General features: G+C 71.8%; 17 protein-coding genes. 9 read left to right on the top strand and 8 right to left on the bottom strand.

The window, feature by feature from the left end; all coding sequences use genetic code 11:
* Positions 1–102 precede the first annotated feature (102 nt).
* Entirely contained in the window at positions 103–1,227 is a 1,125-nt protein-coding gene (locus C8E87_RS40520) for a hypothetical protein (protein WP_133878634.1), read from the bottom strand.
* A 133-nt stretch (positions 1,228–1,360) separates the two neighbouring features.
* On the opposite strand from C8E87_RS40520, the gene C8E87_RS40515 reads away from it, so the two are divergent.
* The gene (locus C8E87_RS40515) at positions 1,361–2,311 is read left to right on the top strand and encodes a GlxA family transcriptional regulator (RefSeq protein ID WP_203720983.1); all 951 of its coding nucleotides are present in this window, start codon (positions 1,361–1,363) and stop codon (positions 2,309–2,311) included.
* Between the two features lie 64 nt (positions 2,312–2,375).
* Positions 2,376–3,371: a type I glyceraldehyde-3-phosphate dehydrogenase gene (gap, locus tag C8E87_RS40510; protein WP_133878633.1), complete on the top strand. Its 996-nt coding sequence runs from the start codon at positions 2,376–2,378 to the stop codon at positions 3,369–3,371.
* Between the two features lie 163 nt (positions 3,372–3,534).
* On the opposite strand, the gene C8E87_RS40505 is transcribed toward gap, so the two are convergent.
* Positions 3,535–4,095: a pyridoxamine 5'-phosphate oxidase family protein gene (locus tag C8E87_RS40505; protein WP_133878632.1), complete on the bottom strand. Its 561-nt coding sequence runs from the start codon at positions 4,093–4,095 to the stop codon at positions 3,535–3,537.
* 104 nt (positions 4,096–4,199) lie between these two features.
* Here C8E87_RS40505 and C8E87_RS40500 point away from each other — a divergent pair, with 104 nt between their 5' ends.
* Complete coding sequence (locus C8E87_RS40500; protein ID WP_133878631.1) at positions 4,200–5,435, top strand: MFS transporter; 1,236 nt, start codon at positions 4,200–4,202, stop codon at positions 5,433–5,435.
* Positions 5,436–5,636: 201 nt separating this feature from the next.
* On the opposite strand, the gene C8E87_RS40495 is transcribed toward C8E87_RS40500, so the two are convergent.
* On the bottom strand, positions 5,637–6,569 hold the full coding sequence (locus tag C8E87_RS40495) for an aldo/keto reductase (protein ID WP_133878630.1): 933 nt from the start codon (positions 6,567–6,569) through the stop codon (positions 5,637–5,639).
* 372 nt (positions 6,570–6,941) lie between these two features.
* On the opposite strand from C8E87_RS40495, the gene C8E87_RS40490 reads away from it, so the two are divergent.
* Positions 6,942–7,625, top strand: a complete 684-nt coding sequence (locus tag C8E87_RS40490) for a response regulator transcription factor (protein ID WP_133878629.1) — start codon at positions 6,942–6,944, stop codon at positions 7,623–7,625.
* Positions 7,622–8,959, top strand: coding sequence for a sensor histidine kinase (locus C8E87_RS40485; protein WP_133878628.1), 1,338 nt, complete (start codon positions 7,622–7,624; stop codon positions 8,957–8,959). The genes C8E87_RS40490 and C8E87_RS40485 overlap by 4 nt, the downstream gene beginning before the upstream one ends.
* Here C8E87_RS40485 and C8E87_RS40480 read toward each other — a convergent pair.
* On the bottom strand, positions 8,903–9,265 hold the full coding sequence (locus C8E87_RS40480; protein ID WP_133878627.1) for an STAS domain-containing protein: 363 nt from the start codon (positions 9,263–9,265) through the stop codon (positions 8,903–8,905). The two genes, C8E87_RS40485 and C8E87_RS40480, sit on opposite strands and share 57 nt — an antisense overlap.
* Positions 9,262–9,558, bottom strand: coding sequence for a GlsB/YeaQ/YmgE family stress response membrane protein (locus tag C8E87_RS40475; RefSeq protein WP_133878626.1), 297 nt, complete (start codon positions 9,556–9,558; stop codon positions 9,262–9,264). Before C8E87_RS40475 ends, C8E87_RS40480 begins: the two co-directional genes overlap by 4 nt.
* A 135-nt stretch (positions 9,559–9,693) precedes the next feature.
* Between C8E87_RS40475 and C8E87_RS40470 the strand changes: the two genes are divergently transcribed.
* Both C8E87_RS40470 and C8E87_RS40465 read left to right on the top strand, forming a co-directional pair.
* Positions 9,694–10,251 carry a GerMN domain-containing protein gene (locus tag C8E87_RS40470; protein ID WP_133878625.1) on the top strand — a complete coding sequence of 186 codons (558 nt, stop codon included), beginning with the start codon at positions 9,694–9,696 and terminating at the stop codon, positions 10,249–10,251.
* Positions 10,252–10,360: 109 nt separating this feature from the next.
* Complete coding sequence (locus tag C8E87_RS40465; protein ID WP_133878624.1) at positions 10,361–12,007, top strand: aminotransferase class V-fold PLP-dependent enzyme; 1,647 nt, start codon at positions 10,361–10,363, stop codon at positions 12,005–12,007.
* A 74-nt stretch (positions 12,008–12,081) separates the two neighbouring features.
* Here C8E87_RS40465 and C8E87_RS40460 read toward each other — a convergent pair whose 3' ends face one another.
* Both C8E87_RS40460 and C8E87_RS40455 read right to left on the bottom strand, forming a co-directional pair.
* Complete coding sequence (locus C8E87_RS40460) at positions 12,082–12,489, bottom strand: SHOCT domain-containing protein (RefSeq protein WP_133878623.1); 408 nt, start codon at positions 12,487–12,489, stop codon at positions 12,082–12,084.
* A 121-nt stretch (positions 12,490–12,610) separates the two neighbouring features.
* Positions 12,611–14,452 carry a glycoside hydrolase family 15 protein gene (locus tag C8E87_RS40455; RefSeq protein ID WP_133878622.1) on the bottom strand — a complete coding sequence of 614 codons (1,842 nt, stop codon included), beginning with the start codon at positions 14,450–14,452 and terminating at the stop codon, positions 12,611–12,613.
* 203 nt (positions 14,453–14,655) lie between these two features.
* Here C8E87_RS40455 and C8E87_RS40450 point away from each other — a divergent pair, with 203 nt between their 5' ends.
* Both C8E87_RS40450 and C8E87_RS40445 read left to right on the top strand, forming a co-directional pair.
* Positions 14,656–15,915, top strand: coding sequence for a cation:proton antiporter (locus C8E87_RS40450; protein WP_166661438.1), 1,260 nt, complete (start codon positions 14,656–14,658; stop codon positions 15,913–15,915).
* Between the two features lie 153 nt (positions 15,916–16,068).
* The gene (locus C8E87_RS40445; RefSeq protein ID WP_133878620.1) at positions 16,069–16,968 is read left to right on the top strand and encodes a dioxygenase family protein; all 900 of its coding nucleotides are present in this window, start codon (positions 16,069–16,071) and stop codon (positions 16,966–16,968) included.
* Between the two features lie 3 nt (positions 16,969–16,971).
* Here C8E87_RS40445 and C8E87_RS40440 read toward each other — a convergent pair whose 3' ends face one another.
* Positions 16,972–17,535, bottom strand: coding sequence for a hemerythrin domain-containing protein (locus C8E87_RS40440; protein ID WP_133878619.1), 564 nt, complete (start codon positions 17,533–17,535; stop codon positions 16,972–16,974).
* Positions 17,536–17,592: the final 57 nt, after the last annotated feature.

Genomic DNA, 17,592 nt, shown 5'->3' with positions numbered 1-17,592 from the left:
TTCAGGCACGTCCAGCCCCGGTGGCGCAGCCGAGGCTGGGCACACCGGACACGAGGAGGAGAGCGGTGCGGTGACGCATCACTGGCCTCCCCTCGGAAAAGATCAACTGCATTTCACCGTACGGGGACTCGTCTGCGCTGTCGAAGCATTTAGGCGCTGCCGTTTCCAGGTCACGCCCAGCAGGGCCGCCGTCACGAGGGATATGCACACATCGGAGAGCAGCGCCATCGCCGGCGTCGAAGACGCGTAGGTGGGCACCGCATAGGCGGTCGCGGCCGACACGACGAGTCCGGCGAACCATCCGGCCGGCGCGTGCCGCTGCCCCCACCCGTCCCGTCGTGACCACCGTACGATCGATGCCACCACCAGCCCGGTCACTGTGGCCTGGATCGCCGGGCCGGCCCAGCCCGCCACCCATTCACCGCTCAAGTGGGGGAGGGCGGCCGCGCCGAAGACGACCAGCGGGTGGGGCGCCCGCCGGACCGTCCTGCCGCGCCGCCGAATCCGCGGCTGGTCGCCTGCTGTCGCGTGCTGTGGGGCCTGCGCCGGCCGATCGTCTGTGGTGGCGTGCTGTGGGGCCTGCGCCGGCCGATCGCCTGTCGTGGCGTGTTGTGGCGGCCGGTTCTGAGTCGTGCGTGGACGTCGGCGGAACAGGGCTGCCGTGATCAGGGCGAGCGCGACCAGCACGGTGAACAGCACCTGCACGGGCGAGGCGAGGAAGTGCCCGTTGCTGTAGGAGTCGCGGAAGATGAGGAGGCTGCCCAGCACATAGACGACGGCGATCACGGCCGTCCCCCGGCGCCCCAGCCACGGCCCCTGGCGGCGCGAGCAAGCCTCCACGATCGCGATGGGCGCGGCGATGCTGAGGGCGACATGCCCGCCGACGTACGAGAAAGCCTGTTGCGCGCTGAAATCGAGACCCGGCACCCAGGTCGCGCGCGCGGAGGCGGCGTCGGCGGCGAACTCGGTGTTGTCGAGGAAGGCCGGGTTGAACAACGACTGGTCGACCAGCCCGGCCTGCACGAACCCGAACGCCGCCGCCATCAGCGCGATCGACGGCCACCCGCCACCGGTGCGGCGGGCCACCTCGCGGATGAGCACGGCGGCGCCCCCGTACTGGGGTGCCAGGATGACGATGACGAAGGGCCAGTCGACGACCGTGAAGCCGCCCCAGACACACTCGGCGGTCCAGGGCGCGAGCGCCATCAGCGCGAGAACTGCTGCCATGCCTGCGACTCTCGCGACGCCACCCGGACACCCGATACGGCCGTAGGTCTTGCCGCCGCCGACCTGAGTCGCCGTCGCACTACCCTGGTGGCGTGCCCCGCCGGCCTGGTGGCGGCGGCACTACCCTGGTGGCGTGCTGCCCGATCGCCTCAACCGTGTCGCCGTGCTGGTGCTCGAAGGGGCCAAGCCGCTCGATGTGGGGATCCCGGCGCAGGTCTTCACGACCAGGGCGAGCATGCCGTACGAGGTAAGGGTCTGCGGCCCCGCCCCGGGACTGGTCACCGGTGGCGACGGCCTGTCGTACCACGTGGCCGACGGTCTGGACGCGCTGGACTGGGCCGACATCGTGTTCATCCCCGGCTATCGTTTCCCCGACCGCGAGGACCCGCCGCAAGCCGTGGCGGACGCCCTGATCGCGGCCCATACCCGTGGCGCCCGGCTCGCCGCCATCTCGACGGGGGCGTTCGCGCTGGCGGCGACCGGGCTGCTCGACGGCAAACGGGCCACCACGCACTGGCACTACACCCGGCAGCTCGCGCTCAAACACCCGTCCGTGCTCGTCGACGAGAACGTGCTGTTCGTCGACGAGGGCAGCGTCCTGACGTCGGCCGGCGCCGCCTCCGGCATCGACCTGTGCCTGCACATCCTCCGCGGCGACCTGGGGGTGGCGGCTTCCAACCACGCGGCCCGGCGGCTTGTGGCGGCCCCGTACCGCAGCGGCGGTCAGGCCCAGTACGTGCCGCGCAGCGTGCCGGAGCCGCTCGGCGAACGGTTCGCGGCGACCCGGGAATGGGCGCTGCACCGTCTCGGCAAGCCGCTCACCCTGGAGATCCTGGCCCGTCACGCGGCCGTCTCCCCCCGTACGTTCTCCCGCCGTTTCGCCGAGGACACCGGCTACCCGCCCATGCAGTGGGTCATGCGCGCCCGCATCGACCTGGCCCGGGAACTGCTCGAACTGTCGCAGCTCCCGGTCGAGCAGATCGCCGCTCAGGTGGGGCTGGGCACCGGGGCCAACCTGCGCCTGCACTTCCAGCGGATCCTCGGCACCACACCGAGCCAGTACCGCCGTACGTTCGTGGCGTGATCCTTGCGAACGGTGGCGTGGCGGCCACTGTACCCCCGGGTGGCGCCGCGTCGAAGCTGAACGCATGACTCGTATCGCCATCAACGGATTCGGCCGGATCGGGCGCAACGTCCTGCGCGCCCTGCTCGAGCGGGACAGCAAACTCGAAGTGGTGGCCGTCAACGATCTCACCGAGCCGGCCGCGCTGGCCCGGCTGCTCGCCTTCGACACGACCTCCGGGCGGCTGGGGCGGCCCGTCACCGCCTCCGCCGACGGGCTCGTCGTCGACGGGAACCCGATCGCCGTTTTCGCCGAGAAGGACCCGGCCGCCCTGCCCTGGGCCGCGCTGGGCGTCGACATCGTGCTCGAGGCGACCGGACGGTTCACGGCGGCTGCCGCGGCCCGCGCGCACATCGACGCCGGCGCCCGCAAGGTGCTGGTGGGCGCGCCGTCGGCCGGCGCGGACGTGACCCTGGCGTACGGGGTGAACAACGCCGCGTACGACCCGGCAGCCCACACGATCGTGTCGAACGCCTCGTGCACGACCAACGCCCTCGCGCCGCTCGCGAAGGTGCTCGACGACCTGGCCGGCATCGAACACGGCTTCATGACCACGGTGCACGCCTACACGCAGGAGCAGAACCTGCAGGACGGGCCGCACCGCGACCCGCGCCGGGCACGGGCGGCCGCCGTCAACATCGTGCCCACCACCACCGGCGCCGCGAAGGCGATCGGCCTGGTGCTGCCCCAGCTCGACGGCAAACTGTCCGGCGACTCGATCCGCGTGCCCGTGCCGGTGGGTTCCATCGTCGAGCTGAACACGGTGGTCGCCCGCGACGTGACCCGCGACGAGGTGCTGGCGGCCTACCGGACGGCGGCTGAGGGGCCGCTGGCGGGCATCCTGGAATACTCGGAGGACGCCCTCGTCTCGTCCGACATCGTCGGCAACCCGGCGTCGTCCGTCTTCGACTCGGCGCTGACCCGCGTGGACGGCCGCCACATGAAGGTGGTCGCCTGGTACGACAACGAGTGGGGCTTCTCCCACCGTGTGATCGACACCCTCGAACTGCTGGCCGCCTGACGGTCGCTGTTGCCGAGTGGTGCGCGCTCAGGCGAGAAACGCGTGGGCCGGCGTCTGACCGTGGACGCCGGCCCACAAGCCGGCCAGGACGCTGACCAACGCGCCTCCGTTCGTGGCCGGGGTGCACGGGTGGACGCGGGCCGGCCGGACGGGCCGAGCGTGATCAGGGCGCCGGGGTGAAGGCGGGCAGGCCGTCGATGCTCGTCTCGTTCTTCTTGCGGCGATACTCGGCCAGGTCGGCCTCGGAGCGGCGTTCCGTCCAGCGCAGCAGCACATCGCGGTCGCCCTCGTAGGACATCAGCGGCACCGAATAGCCGCAGGAGTCGCTGACCCGCTCGACGGCGATGTCGATCACGGAGCGGACGCCGTGGGTGTCGGGCGGTGTGGGGAACAGGGCCAGCATCGCGGGGAACTCCGGGTCGGTCAGCGGCACCGAACGGCCCCGGCCGTGCAGGCGGACGATGTTGGGCGCGCCCTGGAACGAGCAGAACATCACCGTGATGCGGCCGTTCTCGTGCAGGTGGGCTGTCGTCTCGGCGCCGCTGCCGTGGTAGTCGAGATAGGCCACCCGCAGCTCGTCGAGCACCAGGAACGTGCCCGCCATGCCCTTGGGGGAGACGTTGACGTGTCCGCCCGGCCCGTTGGGCGCGGTGGCCACGAAGAACATCGGCTGCGCCTCGATGAAGCTTCGCAACCGTCCGTCGATCCGTTCGTGCACCTTCATGGGCCCGATCCTGCCCCGTGGGTACGACATTTTCGACCCTGCTTCCCACCCAGCGGTCCGGTACGGTCGGGTCGCCATTCACGCACATCGACGGGGGCTGCAGGGTGAGCGCTGGTTCGTTGGCTCCGCTGCGCTACGGGGCGTTCCGCCTGCTCGCCGCGGGCCGCATGATCTCGATGCTGGGCAACGCGGTCGCCCCGATCGCCTTGGCCTTCGCCGTGCTCGACCTGACCGGCTCGGCCGGTGACCTGGGCCTGGTCGTCGGCGCCCGCTCGCTCACCAACGTCGTGTTCCTGCTGCTCGGCGGGGTCATCGCCGACCGGCTGCCGCGGCACCTGGTGATGGTCGTCTCCAGCGCCGTGGCCGCGATCACCCAGGCCGCCGTCGCCGCCGCGGTGCTCACCGGCGCCGCCACCGTGCCATTGCTGATGGTGTTGTCCGCGATCAACGGCCTGGCCTCCGCGCTCGCCTGGCCGGCTGTCTCGGCGCTGCTCCCGCAGACGGTGCCCGAGGCGATCCGCAAGCAGGCCATCGCCATCAACCGGATCGGCGGCAACGCCGCGATGATCCTGGGCGCCCCGGCCGGCGGCATCCTGGTCGCCACGGTCGGCCCGGGCTGGGGCCTGGCCGCCGACGCCGCCACGTTCGCCCTGAGCGGCGTGTGTTTCGCCCTGATCCGGGTGACCGGCGTGCGCGACCACGCGGTCAAGAAGCCGAGCGTGCTGGCGGGCCTGCGCGACGGGTGGAGTGAGTTCACGTCGCGCACCTGGCTGTGGGTGGTGGTGCTCGGCTTCATGTTCCTCAACGCCGCCTGGGCCGCCAGCATGGGCGTGCTGGGCCCCGTGGTCGCCGACGACACCATCGGCCGCCGCGCCTGGGGTTTCGTGCTGGCCGCCCAGACCGCGGGCATGATCGCCGGGGCGCTGCTGGCCATCCGGATCACCGTCCGCCGGCTGCTCGCGTTCGGCGTGATCGCGGTCGCCGGAATGGCCCTGCTGCCGTCCGGGCTGGCCCTTGCCCCCGTCCTCTGGGTGCTGGTGGTGTGCGCGTTCGTGGGCGGGGTGGCGTTCGACCAGTTCGGCATCGCGTGGGAGACGACGATGCAGGAGTACGTTCCCTCCGACAAGCTGGCCCGCGTCTACTCGTACGACATGCTCGGCTCCCTCGTCGCGATCCCGGTCGGCCAGGTCGCCGCCGGTCCGGCCGCTCACGCCCTGGGCGCCCGGACGACGTTGCTGATCGCCGTCGGCGTGATGCTGGTGGCCGTCGCGGGCATGCTGACCAGCCGGGACGTCCGCACCCTGGAACACCGCCCGGCCACCGAGAAGGCCCCCGCCTGAGAAATCCGCCGTATTGCCGTGCTGACGGGGGAGCCGCCGGAGTGGGCCGGGCCGTGGTCCGTGAGCCGGCCGCGAACGGGCGGGACGGGGCTGTGCCGGCCCGGGGCCGAGCCGGGCTGGACGCGGCCACCGACGACGTTGGCCGCTGCCGGGGACGCGGGCCCGGCCCTGCTGGGCCACCGCAGCCGCCGCTGACCGTTGTCAGGACCAGGCGAGGGCCGCGCGGGTCTTCCAGTACTGATCGGCGGGCTCGGCGAGGGTCGCCAACCGGTCCAGGTGGCCGGGGCTCAGCGTCAGGTCGGCGGCCCGCAGGTTGGAGGCGAGCTGGGCCCGGGTGGCGGCGCCCGACAGGACGATGGGGGACCAGGGCTGCTGCAGGGCCGCGGCTGTCGCGACCACGTCGGGGGTGACGGCCAGTTCGGTGAGCACGCTGCTCAGCGACGGGTCGGCGAGGCGGCCGTTGGCCAGGGCCTCCTTGACGATGACGACGCAGCCGGCCGCGTGGGCCTCGGCCAGGGCGGGGCCGGCGCTGGGTTCCAGCAGGTTCCACGTCGACTGGACGCTGCGGAACAGGCGGGCGCCGTTCACCTCGATCGCCAGGGCGGCGCGGATGGTTTCGGCCTGGCGGGGGCCGCTGGTCGAGAAGCCCACCGGCACGTCCAGGGCGGCCAGGCGGTGGTGCAGCCCGGTGTCGGTCAGGGCGGGGCTGCCGGGGGTGAGCGAGTGGATCTGGTAGAGGCTCAGGTGGTTCCCGAGCAGGGCGCGGGTTTCGAGGATCTGACGGTCGAACGTGGCGACGCTGTGGTCCTTCACCTCGTGCACGTCGGCGGTCACCGACCAACCGGCGGTGTAGGTGTAGCCCCATTTGCTGCCGACGATCGCGCCGGGGTGGCCGGGGAGCCAGGCGGCCAGGAACTCCTCGGCGCGGCCGTACGAGCGGGCCACGTCGAAGTAGCGCACGCCGGCCGCCCACGCGTCGGTGAGCAGGGTGTGGGTGCGTTCACGCAGGGCCTCGACGCTGCGGGTGGCGGGCAGGTCGGCGGCGCGGCCGAGGGTGATGTAGCCGGGGCGGCCCACGGCGGCCAGGCCCAGCCCGATGCGGCCGGCGCCGGTCAGGGTGTCGAGGAGCTCCATGAGCCCATCCAAGCAGGGATGCGAGCGGGGCCGCACGAGCCGGGCGGCGAGTGGCGCCGAACGAGCAGGGAAGCGAGCGGGGCCGGACGAGCCGGGCCGGAGAGGTCTTCGGTGGCGGCCGACGATCTCTCCGGCGTTCCGCTGCCCGGGGCGGCGGCCTGTCGGACAGGCAAGCGGCGAAAACCAGGGAGTCCGCGTCCCGCGCGCCGAACCGGCGGCCGGACGCGGACCCTGCGGGGGGTTCGTTTCCCTGCCACCATGCTCGTGGCGGTCGATGGCGAACGCCCCCCGGGGATATGACGGTTGCGTGACGAAACCGTGGTTTGCCTGCACAACTGTGTCGTTCGGGGTCCGGCGCGGCATCATGCGGTTATGAGTGCCGTGCTGTTGATCGAGGATGACGACCGGATCCGGCTGTCGCTGGCCATGGCCCTGGAGGACGAGGGTTACGTCACCCACGCCGTGGCCACCGCCGAGGAGGGCCTCGAGCTGCAGCGTAAACAGCCGGCCGACGCCGTGCTGGTCGACCTGATGCTGCCGGGCATGGACGGCTTCGAGTGCATCCGGCAGCTGCGCCGCACCGACGACGTGCCGGTGATCGTGGTCAGCGCCCGCGACGACACGCACGACATCGTGGCGGGGCTCGAGGCGGGCGCCGACGACTACGTGGTCAAGCCGGTCGCCGTGAAGGAGCTGGCGGCACGCTTGCGGGCGCTGCGCCGGCGGGGCCGGGCCGCGCAGGCCGCCACCCCGGCGATGACCGTGCTGACCTTCGGCGACCTGGAAATTCTGCCCGAGGCGGGCGAGGTGCGCCTGCACGGCGAGCCGGTCGCGGTCACCCGTACGGAGTTCCGGCTGCTGTGCGAGCTGGCCGAGCACCCGGGCCAGGTGCTGTCGCGGCAGCAGCTGCTCAGCCGGGTCTGGGAGTACGACATCGGCGACGAGCGCCTGGTCGACGTGCACGTGGGCCGGCTCCGGCACAAGATCGAGGACAACACCGGCCGGCCCCGGCACCTGGTGACCGTCCGCGGTCTGGGCTACAAGCTCCAGCCGTGAGGCGGGCGGGCCTGCGGACCCGGGTCAGCGCGGCGTTCGCGATCGGCGCGCTGGCGCTGTCGGCCGGTGTCACGTTCGTGTCGTACGAGCTGATCAGCAACACCCTGTTCCGGGAGCGGGAACGCGCGGCCGTACGCGTCACCTACTTCGACGCCACGGTGATCAACTCGGGTCTGGGCGGCAGCGATCCCGAGGTGGGCGACCTGCTGCAGTCGCTCGACGTCGGCGCCGACCGGTACGTGCTGCTCCACCGGCAGGGCCAGTGGTATTCGCGCAGCGCGGACTCCTCGGCAGGCGGGGCGGTGCCCGAGAAGCTGCAGAAGCTCGCCGCAACCGGGCAGGCCGGCGCCCAGCGCATCCGTCGCGACAACGAGGCGGCCCTGGTCGTGGCCGTGCCGGTGCAGGGCGGTTCGGTCTTCTACGAGATCGTTTCGCTGGGCGAGCTGGAACGCACGTTGCAGCTGCTCGCGCTGGTGCTGACGGCGGTGGCGATCATGGTGTCGGCCGGGGGAGCGGCGGTCGGCTGGTACGTCACCCGGCACGCCCTTCGCCCCCTGGCGGCGGTGGCCGAGGCGGCCAGCGGCATCGCCGACGGCGACCTCGACACCCGCCTCGACCCGGACGCCGAGCCCGAGCTGGGCCGGCTCACCGCCTCGTTCAACCACATGGCCGACGAGCTTTCGCGCCGTTTGCAGCGTGACCGCCGGTTCGCCGCCGACGTCAGCCACGAGCTGCGTTCGCCCCTGCAGACGCTGGCGGCCGCGGTCAGCGTGCTCAACCGGCGGCGCGACGGCCTGGACGAGCGTTCGGCGGCCGCGGTCGGGCTGATCGCCGACGAGGTCGCCCGCTTCCAGGCGCTCGTCGACGACCTGCTCGAACTGGCCCGCAGCGACCAGCCGGCGCACCGCGAGCCCGCCGACATCGGCCTGCTGGCCGGGCGGGTGCTGCGCGACCGGGGACTGCCGGCCGGCCTGATCGAGGTCGAGCCGGGCACACCGGTGGACTGGCACGTCGACCGCCGCCGGGTCGAGCAGGCGCTGGGCAACCTGATCGACAACGCCGTGCGGTACGGGGGCGGGCCGGTGGCCGTACGGATCGGGAAGGGTTTTCTCGAGGTCGACGACGCCGGTCCCGGGGTGCCGGCCGAGTCGCGGGCGGCGATCTTCGACCGGTTCGTGCGGGGGCCGGCGGCGAACTCGCGGGGCGGGGGCGACGGCACCGGGCTCGGGCTGGCGATCGTGGCCGAGCACGCCGCCGCCCACGACGGCCGGATCCTGCTACTGGATCGGCCCGGCGGAGGCGCTCGTTTCCGTCTCGAGCTGCCGGACGAGTAGCGCCGCGTCGACGTCCGGATAGACGGCGAAGATCTGGTGCAGCTTCATCGTGTGCAACACCGTCACCACGTACCGGGAGGGCGCGGCCAGGCTCAGGGTGCCGCCGCGGGCCTTGGCGTCGTTGTACGCCCGTACGAGCAGGCTGAGCCCCGCCGAGTCGATCGTCGGCGCCGCGTGCATGTCGACGATCACGTGCCGGTGATCGCGGACCGCGTCGGCCAGTGCCTCGCGCAGCAGCTCGCTCGCGGCGGCGTCGAGATCGTGGGACGGGGTGACGACCGCGACGTCGTTACGGACGCCAATCATCGCAGGCCTCCCTTGGGCGCGGGGGAGCGGTGGTCGGAATGGGAACGGTGCTCGGCCGTGGCCACGACGGCGGCGACCGCGGCCGCGGCCAGCAGCACCTGCAACCCGAGTTCGGTGAGGCTGAAACCGGACGGCAGGTCGGCGGCGATCCGGACGACCGTCGTGGCGAAGACGGCCGCGCCGACCCCGGCCGCCAGGGGCAGCCAGAACGGAACGCCACGCCGCACGAGGGAGCCGGCGACGCCCAGGGCGACGCCGACGGCGACGGCGGTGACCAGACTGGTGACCGTCATACGGTATGTCCTCACACGGGTGGCTCGATCGGAACGTCTCCACCCTGCTCCCGCGAGTTGAAGGAACGTCCCCGGCGATGTGACAGTTCGATGACGGACGCCGGGGCGTGCCCGCGGCCGGGGCATCATTCAAAAATGCGCAGGGCCTGTGGTATCGCGACGACGACCGTTTTCCTGCTGGGCGGCTGCGGCGTCGGCGCCCAGGACGAGCCGCACGTCGTCGACCTGCCGCGGCAGGCGCTGACCAGTCCCGGACAGGGCACGTCGGAGCCGGTCGGCGACGTGGCCCAGGTGATCTGCCTGGTCCGCGACGAGAACCTGGTGCAGCAGGTACGCCGTACGCGGTCCTATCCCACGCCGCAGGCCCAGCTCGACAGCCTGGTCACCGGGCCCACCGCCGAGGAGCGCAACGCGGGGCTCACCACCGTGCTGTCCGGGGTGAAGCTGACCGCCCGGGGCATCACCGGCGCGCAGGCCGCGGTGGAGTTCCCCGACGCCGGCGAGGGTCGCGCCCGCAACGACAAGATCCTGGCGTACGCGCAGGTCGTCTGCACCCTGACCGCCCGCCCGGACGTGGCCGAGGTGCGGTTCACCCGGGACGGGCAGCGGCTCGAGGTGCCCCGTTCCGACGGCACGCTGACCAGCGCACCCTTGCGCAGCAGCGACTACGCCGACATGTTGCAGCCGGGCTGACCCGGCGACGGCGAGGCGGGGGTGTGCGCCCAGGCTACTCTCGCCCGTGGCGCCCCACCGGGCGCCGAAGAAGGCCTTCCGGGACGCCACGAGTGCTGCGAGGGAAGACATGGAAACACCGATGCTGCGGCGGCTGCGCGAGGGCTCGATCGGCTCGGGCGCGGTGCTCGACGGGCCGTACGGGCCGCGCCGGGTGACGTACGCCGACCAGACCGCCTCGGGGCAGGCGCTCGACTTCGTCGAGGAGTACATCCGCCGGACGGTCCTGACCGGTTACGCCAACACGCACACCGAGGCGTCCTCGACCGGGGCCCGCACGGGTGCGCTGCGGGAGGAGGCCCGCGCGATCATCCACCGGGCGGTCGGGGGCGGGCCCGGCGACGTGGTGCTGTTCTGCGGCTCCGGCTCGACGACGGCGGTCAACAAGCTGGTCGCGCTGCTCGGCCTGCGCATCCCGGAGAGCCTGGACGAGCGGTACGCGTTCTCCCAGCGCATCCCCGCCGGCGAGCGCCCGGTCGTGTTCGTCGGCCCGTACGAGCACCACTCCAACGTTCTGCCGTGGCGCGAGAGCATCGCCGACGTCGTCGAGATCGGCGGTGACGAGCGCGGCCACCCCGACCTGGAGGACCTGCGACGGGCCCTGGAGGCGTACGGGGACCGGCCGTTGCTGATCGGGAGCTTCAGCGCCGCCTCCAACGTGACCGGCCTGCTGACCGACGTCGAGGCGATCTCGGCGCTGCTGCGGGAGCACGGCGCCCTGTCCGTCTGGGACTACGCGGCCGCGGGCCCGTACCTGCCGATCAGCATGGCCGGCAAGGACGCGATCTTCCTGTCGCCGCACAAGTTCCCCGGCGGCCCGCAGACCCCCGGCGTGCTCGTGGCGGGCAAGCACCTGCTGGCCAACCGGGTGCCCACGGTGCCGGGCGGCGGCACGGTGGCGTTCGTCGACCCCGACAGCCACCGTTACCTCGACGACCCGGTCGCCCGGGAGGAGGGCGGCACCCCGGCCATCGTCGAGTCGATCCGCGCCGGGCTGGTCTTCCAGGTCAAGCAGACGGTCGGGGCCGACGTGATCGCCGCGCAGGAGCACCGGCTGTGGCAGCGGGCCCGCGAGCGCTGGGCCGGCGAGCGGCGCATCGAGATCCTCGGCGACCTGGAGTCCGACCGGCTGCCGATCGTGTCGTTCCGGATCCGCGCGGGCGAGCACTACCTGCACCACAACTACGTGGTCGCGCTGCTCAACGACCTGTTCGGCATCCAGGCGCGCGGCGGGTGCTCGTGCGCCGGCCCGTACGGGCATCGCCTGCTCGGTATCGGCCCGGAACTGTCGCGCCGGATGCAGAACGAGATCGAGGCGGGCTGGGAGGGCGTCAAGCCGGGCTGGGCGCGGCTCAACTTCGCCTACTTCCTGTCCGACGCGGTCGCCGGCTACCTGGCCGAGGCGGTCGCGCTGATCGCCGAGCAGGGCGCCCGCCTGCTCACCGACTACCGATTCAACCCCTTCACCGGGCAGTGGCGGCACGTCGCCGCCAAGCCGGACAGGCCCAGCCTGGCCGACCTGCAGCTGCTCGCCGACGGCACGGTGCTGCAGCCGGGCGGCCCCGAGACGGTGGGTGAGGACGCCCTGCCCGGCTATCTGGAGTTCGCCCGCGAGCTGATGGCGAGCCGTCCCGACCCGGTCGACGGCGGTGGGGTGCAGCTTCCCGCCCCCTTCGAGAAGCTGCGCTGGTTCCTGCTGCCCGCCAACTGCCTGTGACCGCATCTCAGGAGGGGTTGCTGAGTTCCAGCGTCCTGCATTGCACGGGGCCCGGTGGCCCGGCCCGGATGCCGTCAGGCCACCGGGGACTTCACCCACGCCTCGGCTTTGAGCCGCTCGAACTCGTCGGCGGTGATCGCGCCGGAATCGAGCAGCGCCTTCGCTTCGGTGATCTGCCGGGTGGCGGTGCCCGCACCGGCATCCGATGCCACTGAGCGGATGTAGGTCTCCTGCCGGCGCTGCGCTTCCGCATGCGCGCTCAGCGCCCGGTCGGTCATGCCGCCGCCCCGTGCGATCAGGTAGACCAGCATGCCGAGCAGCGGGAGGATGATCAGGAAGAGCGTCCAGAACGTCTTGGCCACGCCGCCGAGGTCCCGGCTGCGAAACAGGTCCCCGAAGATCCAGAACAAGCCCATGAACCAGGCGAAGAAGATGAAGAACTCGAGCGTGGCCAGCAGAAACGACCCGTTGTCATCGAACACGGAACTGCCCTCCCGGAACCTGGTGAATGGTGACCTCCAGTGCACCGCGGGGGAGGACGGCGAACCTCATCCCGAGCGGACGAAGTCTTGCCCCGGTCGCTGACCAGGGTTGCGATGCCGGTCAGCGGCGCCGGTCGAGTTCGCTGTCGAGCGCGATGCCGGCGTCGATGAGTGCCAGGTGGGTGAACGCCTGCGGGAAGTTACCCAGTTGTTCGCCGGTGAGTCCGATCTCCTCGGAGTAGAGGCCGAGGTGGTTGGCGTAGGTCAGCATCTTCTCGAACGTCACCCGTGCCTTGTTCACCTGGCCTGCTCGGGCCAGCGCGGACACGTACGCGAAGGTGCACAGCGAGAACGTGCCCTCGCTGCCGCGCAGGCCGTCGGGCGAGGCGGCCGGGTCGTAGCGGTAGACCAGGCTGTCGATCACCAGTTCTTCGTCCATGGCGGCCAGGGTGGAGATCCACATCGGGTCCTTGGGCGCGATGAAACCCACGGTCGGCATGCGCAACAGCGCAGCGTCGAGCACATCGGTGCCGTAATGCTGGCGGAAAGCACGGCGCTGCGGGCTCCAGCCGCGAGTCATGATCTGGCGGTAGACGGCGTCGCGCTCGATCCTCCACCGTTCCACACCGGCGGGGCGGCCGTGTTCGGCAGCCATGCGGATGCCCCGGTCCAGGGCCAGCCAGCTCATCAGCCGGCCGTAGGTGAAGTCCTGCCGGCCACCGCGGGTCTCCCAGATGCCTTCCTCCGGCTGATCCCAGTTGACGGTCACCCAGTCGAGCAGGTCGCAGATGCGCTCCCAGCCCTGGTGGCCGACGGCCGCCCCGTGCCGGTCGGCGAAGTAGATGCTGTCCATCGCCTCGCCGTAGATGTCCAGCTGGAGCTGGCCGGCGGCGCCGTTGCCGATGCGCACCGGAGCCGATCCGCGGTAGCCGGACCAGGACGGCAGCGTCTCCTCGCTCAGGTCGCTGCTGCCGTCGACCCGGTACATGATGTTCAGCGGCCCGCTGCCGTTCTTGCCCCTGCCCTCGTCGACGCGGTCGCGCAGCCATCGACCCAGCGCGGCGGCCTCATCGGTGAAGCCCATTCCGAGAAGCGAGTACACGGAGAACGACGCGTCCCGCACCCATGTGTAGCGGTAATCCCAGTTGCGCTCACCACCGATCTGTTCCGGCAGTGCGGCGGTCGGCGCGGCGACCATCGCGCCGGTCGGGGCGTAGGTCATGAGCTTGAGCGTGATGGCCGAGCGATGCAGCGTCTCGCGCCAACGCCCGGTGTAGGTCGATCGGCTCACCCACGTCGTCCAGAACCGGACCGTGTCGTGGAACAACTGCCACACCTCGTCCACCGGGATCCTGCGGATCGGACCGGGCGGGCCGGTCTGCAGGGAGAGGCCGCGCATCTGCCCGGCGGTCAGCCGCAGCTCGGCGTGCACGTCGCCCGCTTCGTCGGCCCACGTGCGGGCCAGCCGCTCGTCGTCGGGCTCGCTGACGAGGCAGACCGAGACGGCCGTGCGGGGACCCTCGAACACGACGCCGTCCTGGCTGATATGGGTGCGGGACGACTCGCGCCCGTAGTCGAAGCGGGGCGCGATGTCCACGGCGAAACTCATCTCGCCGCGGACGCAGCGCACCATCCGGATCAGCCGGTGGTCCTCGGTGGCCGTCGTGCTGTCGACGACCCGCATGAAATCGATGACCTCGCCGACACCCGAGTCGGTCAGGAAACGCGTGATCAGTACGGCAGTGTCGGGCAGGTAGAGCTGCTTGCTGGTCACCACGGGAGCGGTGGGGCGGATCCGGAAGTGCCCGCCGCGCCGGGCGTCCAGCAGGGCGCCGAAAATGCTGGGTGAGTCGAACCGTGGACTGCAGAACCAGTCGATGCATCCGTCGGTGCTCACCAGGGCGGATGTTTGCATGTCGCCGATCAGCCCGTGATCGGCGATGAGCGGGTAATCGTTCGCCATGCCGCCAGCCTCGGGCCGGTGCGGTCGACGCGCGTCATGCCTGGGGGATGAGGCTCCCGGCCCGATCGGGGCATCTCACTCGTGCGGGACAAGGCGTCGCCGTTCCGGTGGTGGCGGAAACGAGAGGGCAGGCGACGGGCGGGGGCGGTGCTGTCATCCGCGCCGGATGAACCGCTCGACGGCGCAGCACGATGACATCAGGTATGGCCGCTGGCGCACTCGCCGTGATGACGGCCGTCGTGTTCGTCTGGGGGACCTTCTCGGCGCGGTTGACGCGCTCCGACGTCACCGGCCCCATCGTGTTCGTCGGTGTCGGGATGCTGATTGCCGCCACGACGCCACTCGACGCCCACACCGGGACGGAGTCCGTCACGGTGCTCACCGAGGCGACGCTGGTATGGGTGCTCTTCTCCGACGCCTCCCGGATCGGGCTCCGCGAGCTGCGGACCGATGCCGGACTGTACGGGCGGCTCCTCGGGGTGGGACTGCCGCTCACGGTCGCCGCGGGGGCTGTCTGCGCGTGGTGGTTGCTGGACGCTCCGGTGTGGTCGGCGCTGCTGATCGGCGCGGCGCTGGCGCCGACCGACGCGGCGCTCGGTGCGATCGTGATCACCCACCCGGCCGTGCCGGCGCGGATTCGCCGGTTGCTCAACGTGGAAAGCGGACTCAATGACGGCATCGTGACGCCGATCGTGCTGGTCGCACTGGCCGGTGTCGCCACCGCGGGCGGGCACGGCGGCTCGGGCATGCTTGACGCGGTTGTTCAGCTGGCTGTCGGAGTGGCGGTCGGCGCCGCGGTGGGCACAGCCGGCGGCTGGCTCATGCGTACTGCCGGTGCTCGTGGCTGGGTCCAGGAAGGCTTCGCCGGCCCGGCTGTGCTGGCCCTGGCCCTGTCGTCCTACGCGGCGGCCGGGGCCTCCCACGGCAACGGTTTCGTGGCCGCGTTCGCCGGTGGGATCGCGTTCGGCCACATGGCCGGAGACCGTGGTCCCCGCGGAGCCTTCTATGTGGAGCAGACTGCGGGGCTGGCCTCACTGCTGGTGTGGACGCTGGTAGGGGCTGTCGCGGTACCGCTGTTGTACGGCCGGTTGGACTGGTCCGTTGCCGGCTACGCGGTCCTGAGCCTGACGGTCGTCCGGATCATTCCCGTGGCGCTGAGCCTCGCCGGCTCCGGTCTGGGCCGGCGCACCGTGCTGTTCGTCGCCTGGTTCGGGCCGCGTGGGCTGGCGTCGGTGGTCTTTTCCCTGCTTGCCGTCGAGGAACTCGGCGCCGCGGGCACCCCCGTGGTGGTGGTCATCGTCAGCACCATCCTCATGAGTGTTCTGGCTCACGGGGTGACCGCCGGCCCACTCGCCGCGCGCTACGGCGCCGGCGCCCCGCCCGACCGGCCGCCTCTGCGCGAGCCGGCACACACCGCCCGTCTGTCGTGGCGGGTGCGGGATTCAGCGAGACCGCCGGCCTGACGTGCACAAGGTGGCGCTCGTCAGATCCCGAGCTCATCGCCGGCCTACCGGCCGTATGGGAGCGATCACACCGTGGCGGATTAGTTGACGGTACAAGTTTCTGACGTATGGTAGGAGGAGCTTCAGGCTTCAACCATTTGACGAGGAGCCCTCATGACCAGCACCACCTCGGCCGCCGACGCCCGCATCCCTGCCTCGCACCCGTTCGCGGCGCACGTGCGCCGGGCCGCGGCCGCCGAGGCCTCCGACCCGCACCGCGAGTGGACCCCGGCCGACGGGGCGATGCCCAGCCTGTACGTCAGCCACGGCGGCGGCCCGATGCCGTTCGAGAGCCCGCAATGGCTCGACCCGCTGCGCACCTGGGCCCGTTCGCTGCCCAAGCCCAAGGCGATCCTGGTGGTCAGCGCGCACTGGGAGTCGGCGCCGCTGTCGGTCAGCGCGGCCCGCCCGGCCGAGCTGGTCTACGACTTCGGCGGCTTCAACCCGATGTACTACACCTTCCGGTACGACACCCCGGACGCCGGCGAGCTGGCCCGGCAGGTCACCGCGATGATGCCCGACCGTGAGCAGGTGCACGGCCACCACAGCCGCGGCCTCGACCACGGCGCCTGGGTGCCGCTGAAGATCATGTACCCGCTCGCCGACGTCCCGGTGCTGCAGCTCAGCCTGCCCACCGAGGACCCCGACGAGCTGCTGGCCCTCGGCGCCCGGCTGCGCCCGCTGCGCGAGCAGGGCGTGCTGGTGATCGGTTCCGGGCACATGACCCACGGCCTGCCGTTCCTGACCCGCGAGATGTTCACCGAGAACAAGGTGCCCGGCTGGTCGGCCGACTTCGACGCCTGGGCCGCCGACGCGCTCGACCGCGGGGACGTGGCCGAGCTGGCCCGCTTCCGCAGCGCCGCCCCGGGCATGCCGTTCTCGCACCCCACGGTCGAGCACTTCACGCCGCTGTTCGTCACGCTGGGAGCGGCCACCGAGCCCACCGCCCCGGTGATCACCAAGTTGGAGGGGTACTCGGTGGGCCTCTCCCGGCGTTCGTTCCAGGCCGCCTGACCGTTACTTGGTGGCGCGGCCGGTCAGCTTGTCGCGCAGCCGGTCGACCAGGCCCACGCCCGGGCCGGCCAGCTTGTGGAAGAGCTCGCTGTTCGGCGCGCTCGGGTGCGGGCGGGTCGGCGCCAGCCGCTTGGCCGTCTCGACCTTGCCGGCCAGCTCGACCAGTTCCTCGCGCGGGATGTGCCGGCGCAGCTCGGGGAACTGGCCGGACTCCTCGTCCTGCACGTGGTCGGCGAGGACGGCCTCCAGCTTGCGCAGCGCCTCGTCGAACTCCGGGCTCGACACGTCGACGTCCTCGAGGCGCTTCATCAGCTCCTCCAGCTCCTTGTGCTCCTCGACGTCGTGCTCCACCGACTTCTCACCGTCCGGCAGGTGCTTGCGCATGGCGGGGTAGACGTGCATCTCCTCGGCCACCGCGTGCCGCACCAGCTCGCTGATCGCGGTGTCGGTCAGGTCGCGCCGCATCATCGGGTCGGTGATCGTCCAGATCTCGCCGATCAGGGCGGTGACGTCGCGGTGGTCCGCGGTCAGGATGTCGACGACGTCCGGGTCGATGGTGTTGGTCATGGTGGTCTCCTCGCATGCTTCGTTGCCGGCGGCGAGGCGGATACCCGTGGCCGGGCG

The organism is Paractinoplanes brasiliensis (assembly GCF_004362215.1).
GTDB classification, from domain to species: Bacteria; Actinomycetota; Actinomycetes; order Mycobacteriales; family Micromonosporaceae; genus Actinoplanes; species Actinoplanes brasiliensis.
The sequence above is the reverse complement of the archived record's forward strand: the minus strand, read 5'-3'. Positions and strand labels throughout refer to the sequence as shown.

Coding starts and splice junctions, on each gene's coding strand:
- C8E87_RS40520 (WP_133878634.1), bottom strand. CDS start 1,227: ATGGCAGCAGTTCTCGCGCTGATGGCGCTCGCGCCCTGGACCGCCGAG.
- gap (WP_133878633.1), top strand. CDS start 2,376: ATGACTCGTATCGCCATCAACGGATTCGGCCGGATCGGGCGCAACGTC.
- C8E87_RS40505 (WP_133878632.1), bottom strand. CDS start 4,095: ATGAAGGTGCACGAACGGATCGACGGACGGTTGCGAAGCTTCATCGAG.
- C8E87_RS40495 (WP_133878630.1), bottom strand. CDS start 6,569: ATGGAGCTCCTCGACACCCTGACCGGCGCCGGCCGCATCGGGCTGGGC.
- C8E87_RS40490 (WP_133878629.1), top strand. CDS start 6,942: ATGAGTGCCGTGCTGTTGATCGAGGATGACGACCGGATCCGGCTGTCG.
- C8E87_RS40480 (WP_133878627.1), bottom strand. CDS start 9,265: ATGATTGGCGTCCGTAACGACGTCGCGGTCGTCACCCCGTCCCACGAT.
- C8E87_RS40475 (WP_133878626.1), bottom strand. CDS start 9,558: ATGACGGTCACCAGTCTGGTCACCGCCGTCGCCGTCGGCGTCGCCCTG.
- C8E87_RS40470 (WP_133878625.1), top strand. CDS start 9,694: ATGCGCAGGGCCTGTGGTATCGCGACGACGACCGTTTTCCTGCTGGGC.
- C8E87_RS40465 (WP_133878624.1), top strand. CDS start 10,361: ATGGAAACACCGATGCTGCGGCGGCTGCGCGAGGGCTCGATCGGCTCG.
- C8E87_RS40455 (WP_133878622.1), bottom strand. CDS start 14,452: ATGGCGAACGATTACCCGCTCATCGCCGATCACGGGCTGATCGGCGAC.
- C8E87_RS40450 (WP_166661438.1), top strand. CDS start 14,656: ATGGCCGCTGGCGCACTCGCCGTGATGACGGCCGTCGTGTTCGTCTGG.
- C8E87_RS40445 (WP_133878620.1), top strand. CDS start 16,069: ATGACCAGCACCACCTCGGCCGCCGACGCCCGCATCCCTGCCTCGCAC.
- C8E87_RS40440 (WP_133878619.1), bottom strand. CDS start 17,535: ATGACCAACACCATCGACCCGGACGTCGTCGACATCCTGACCGCGGAC.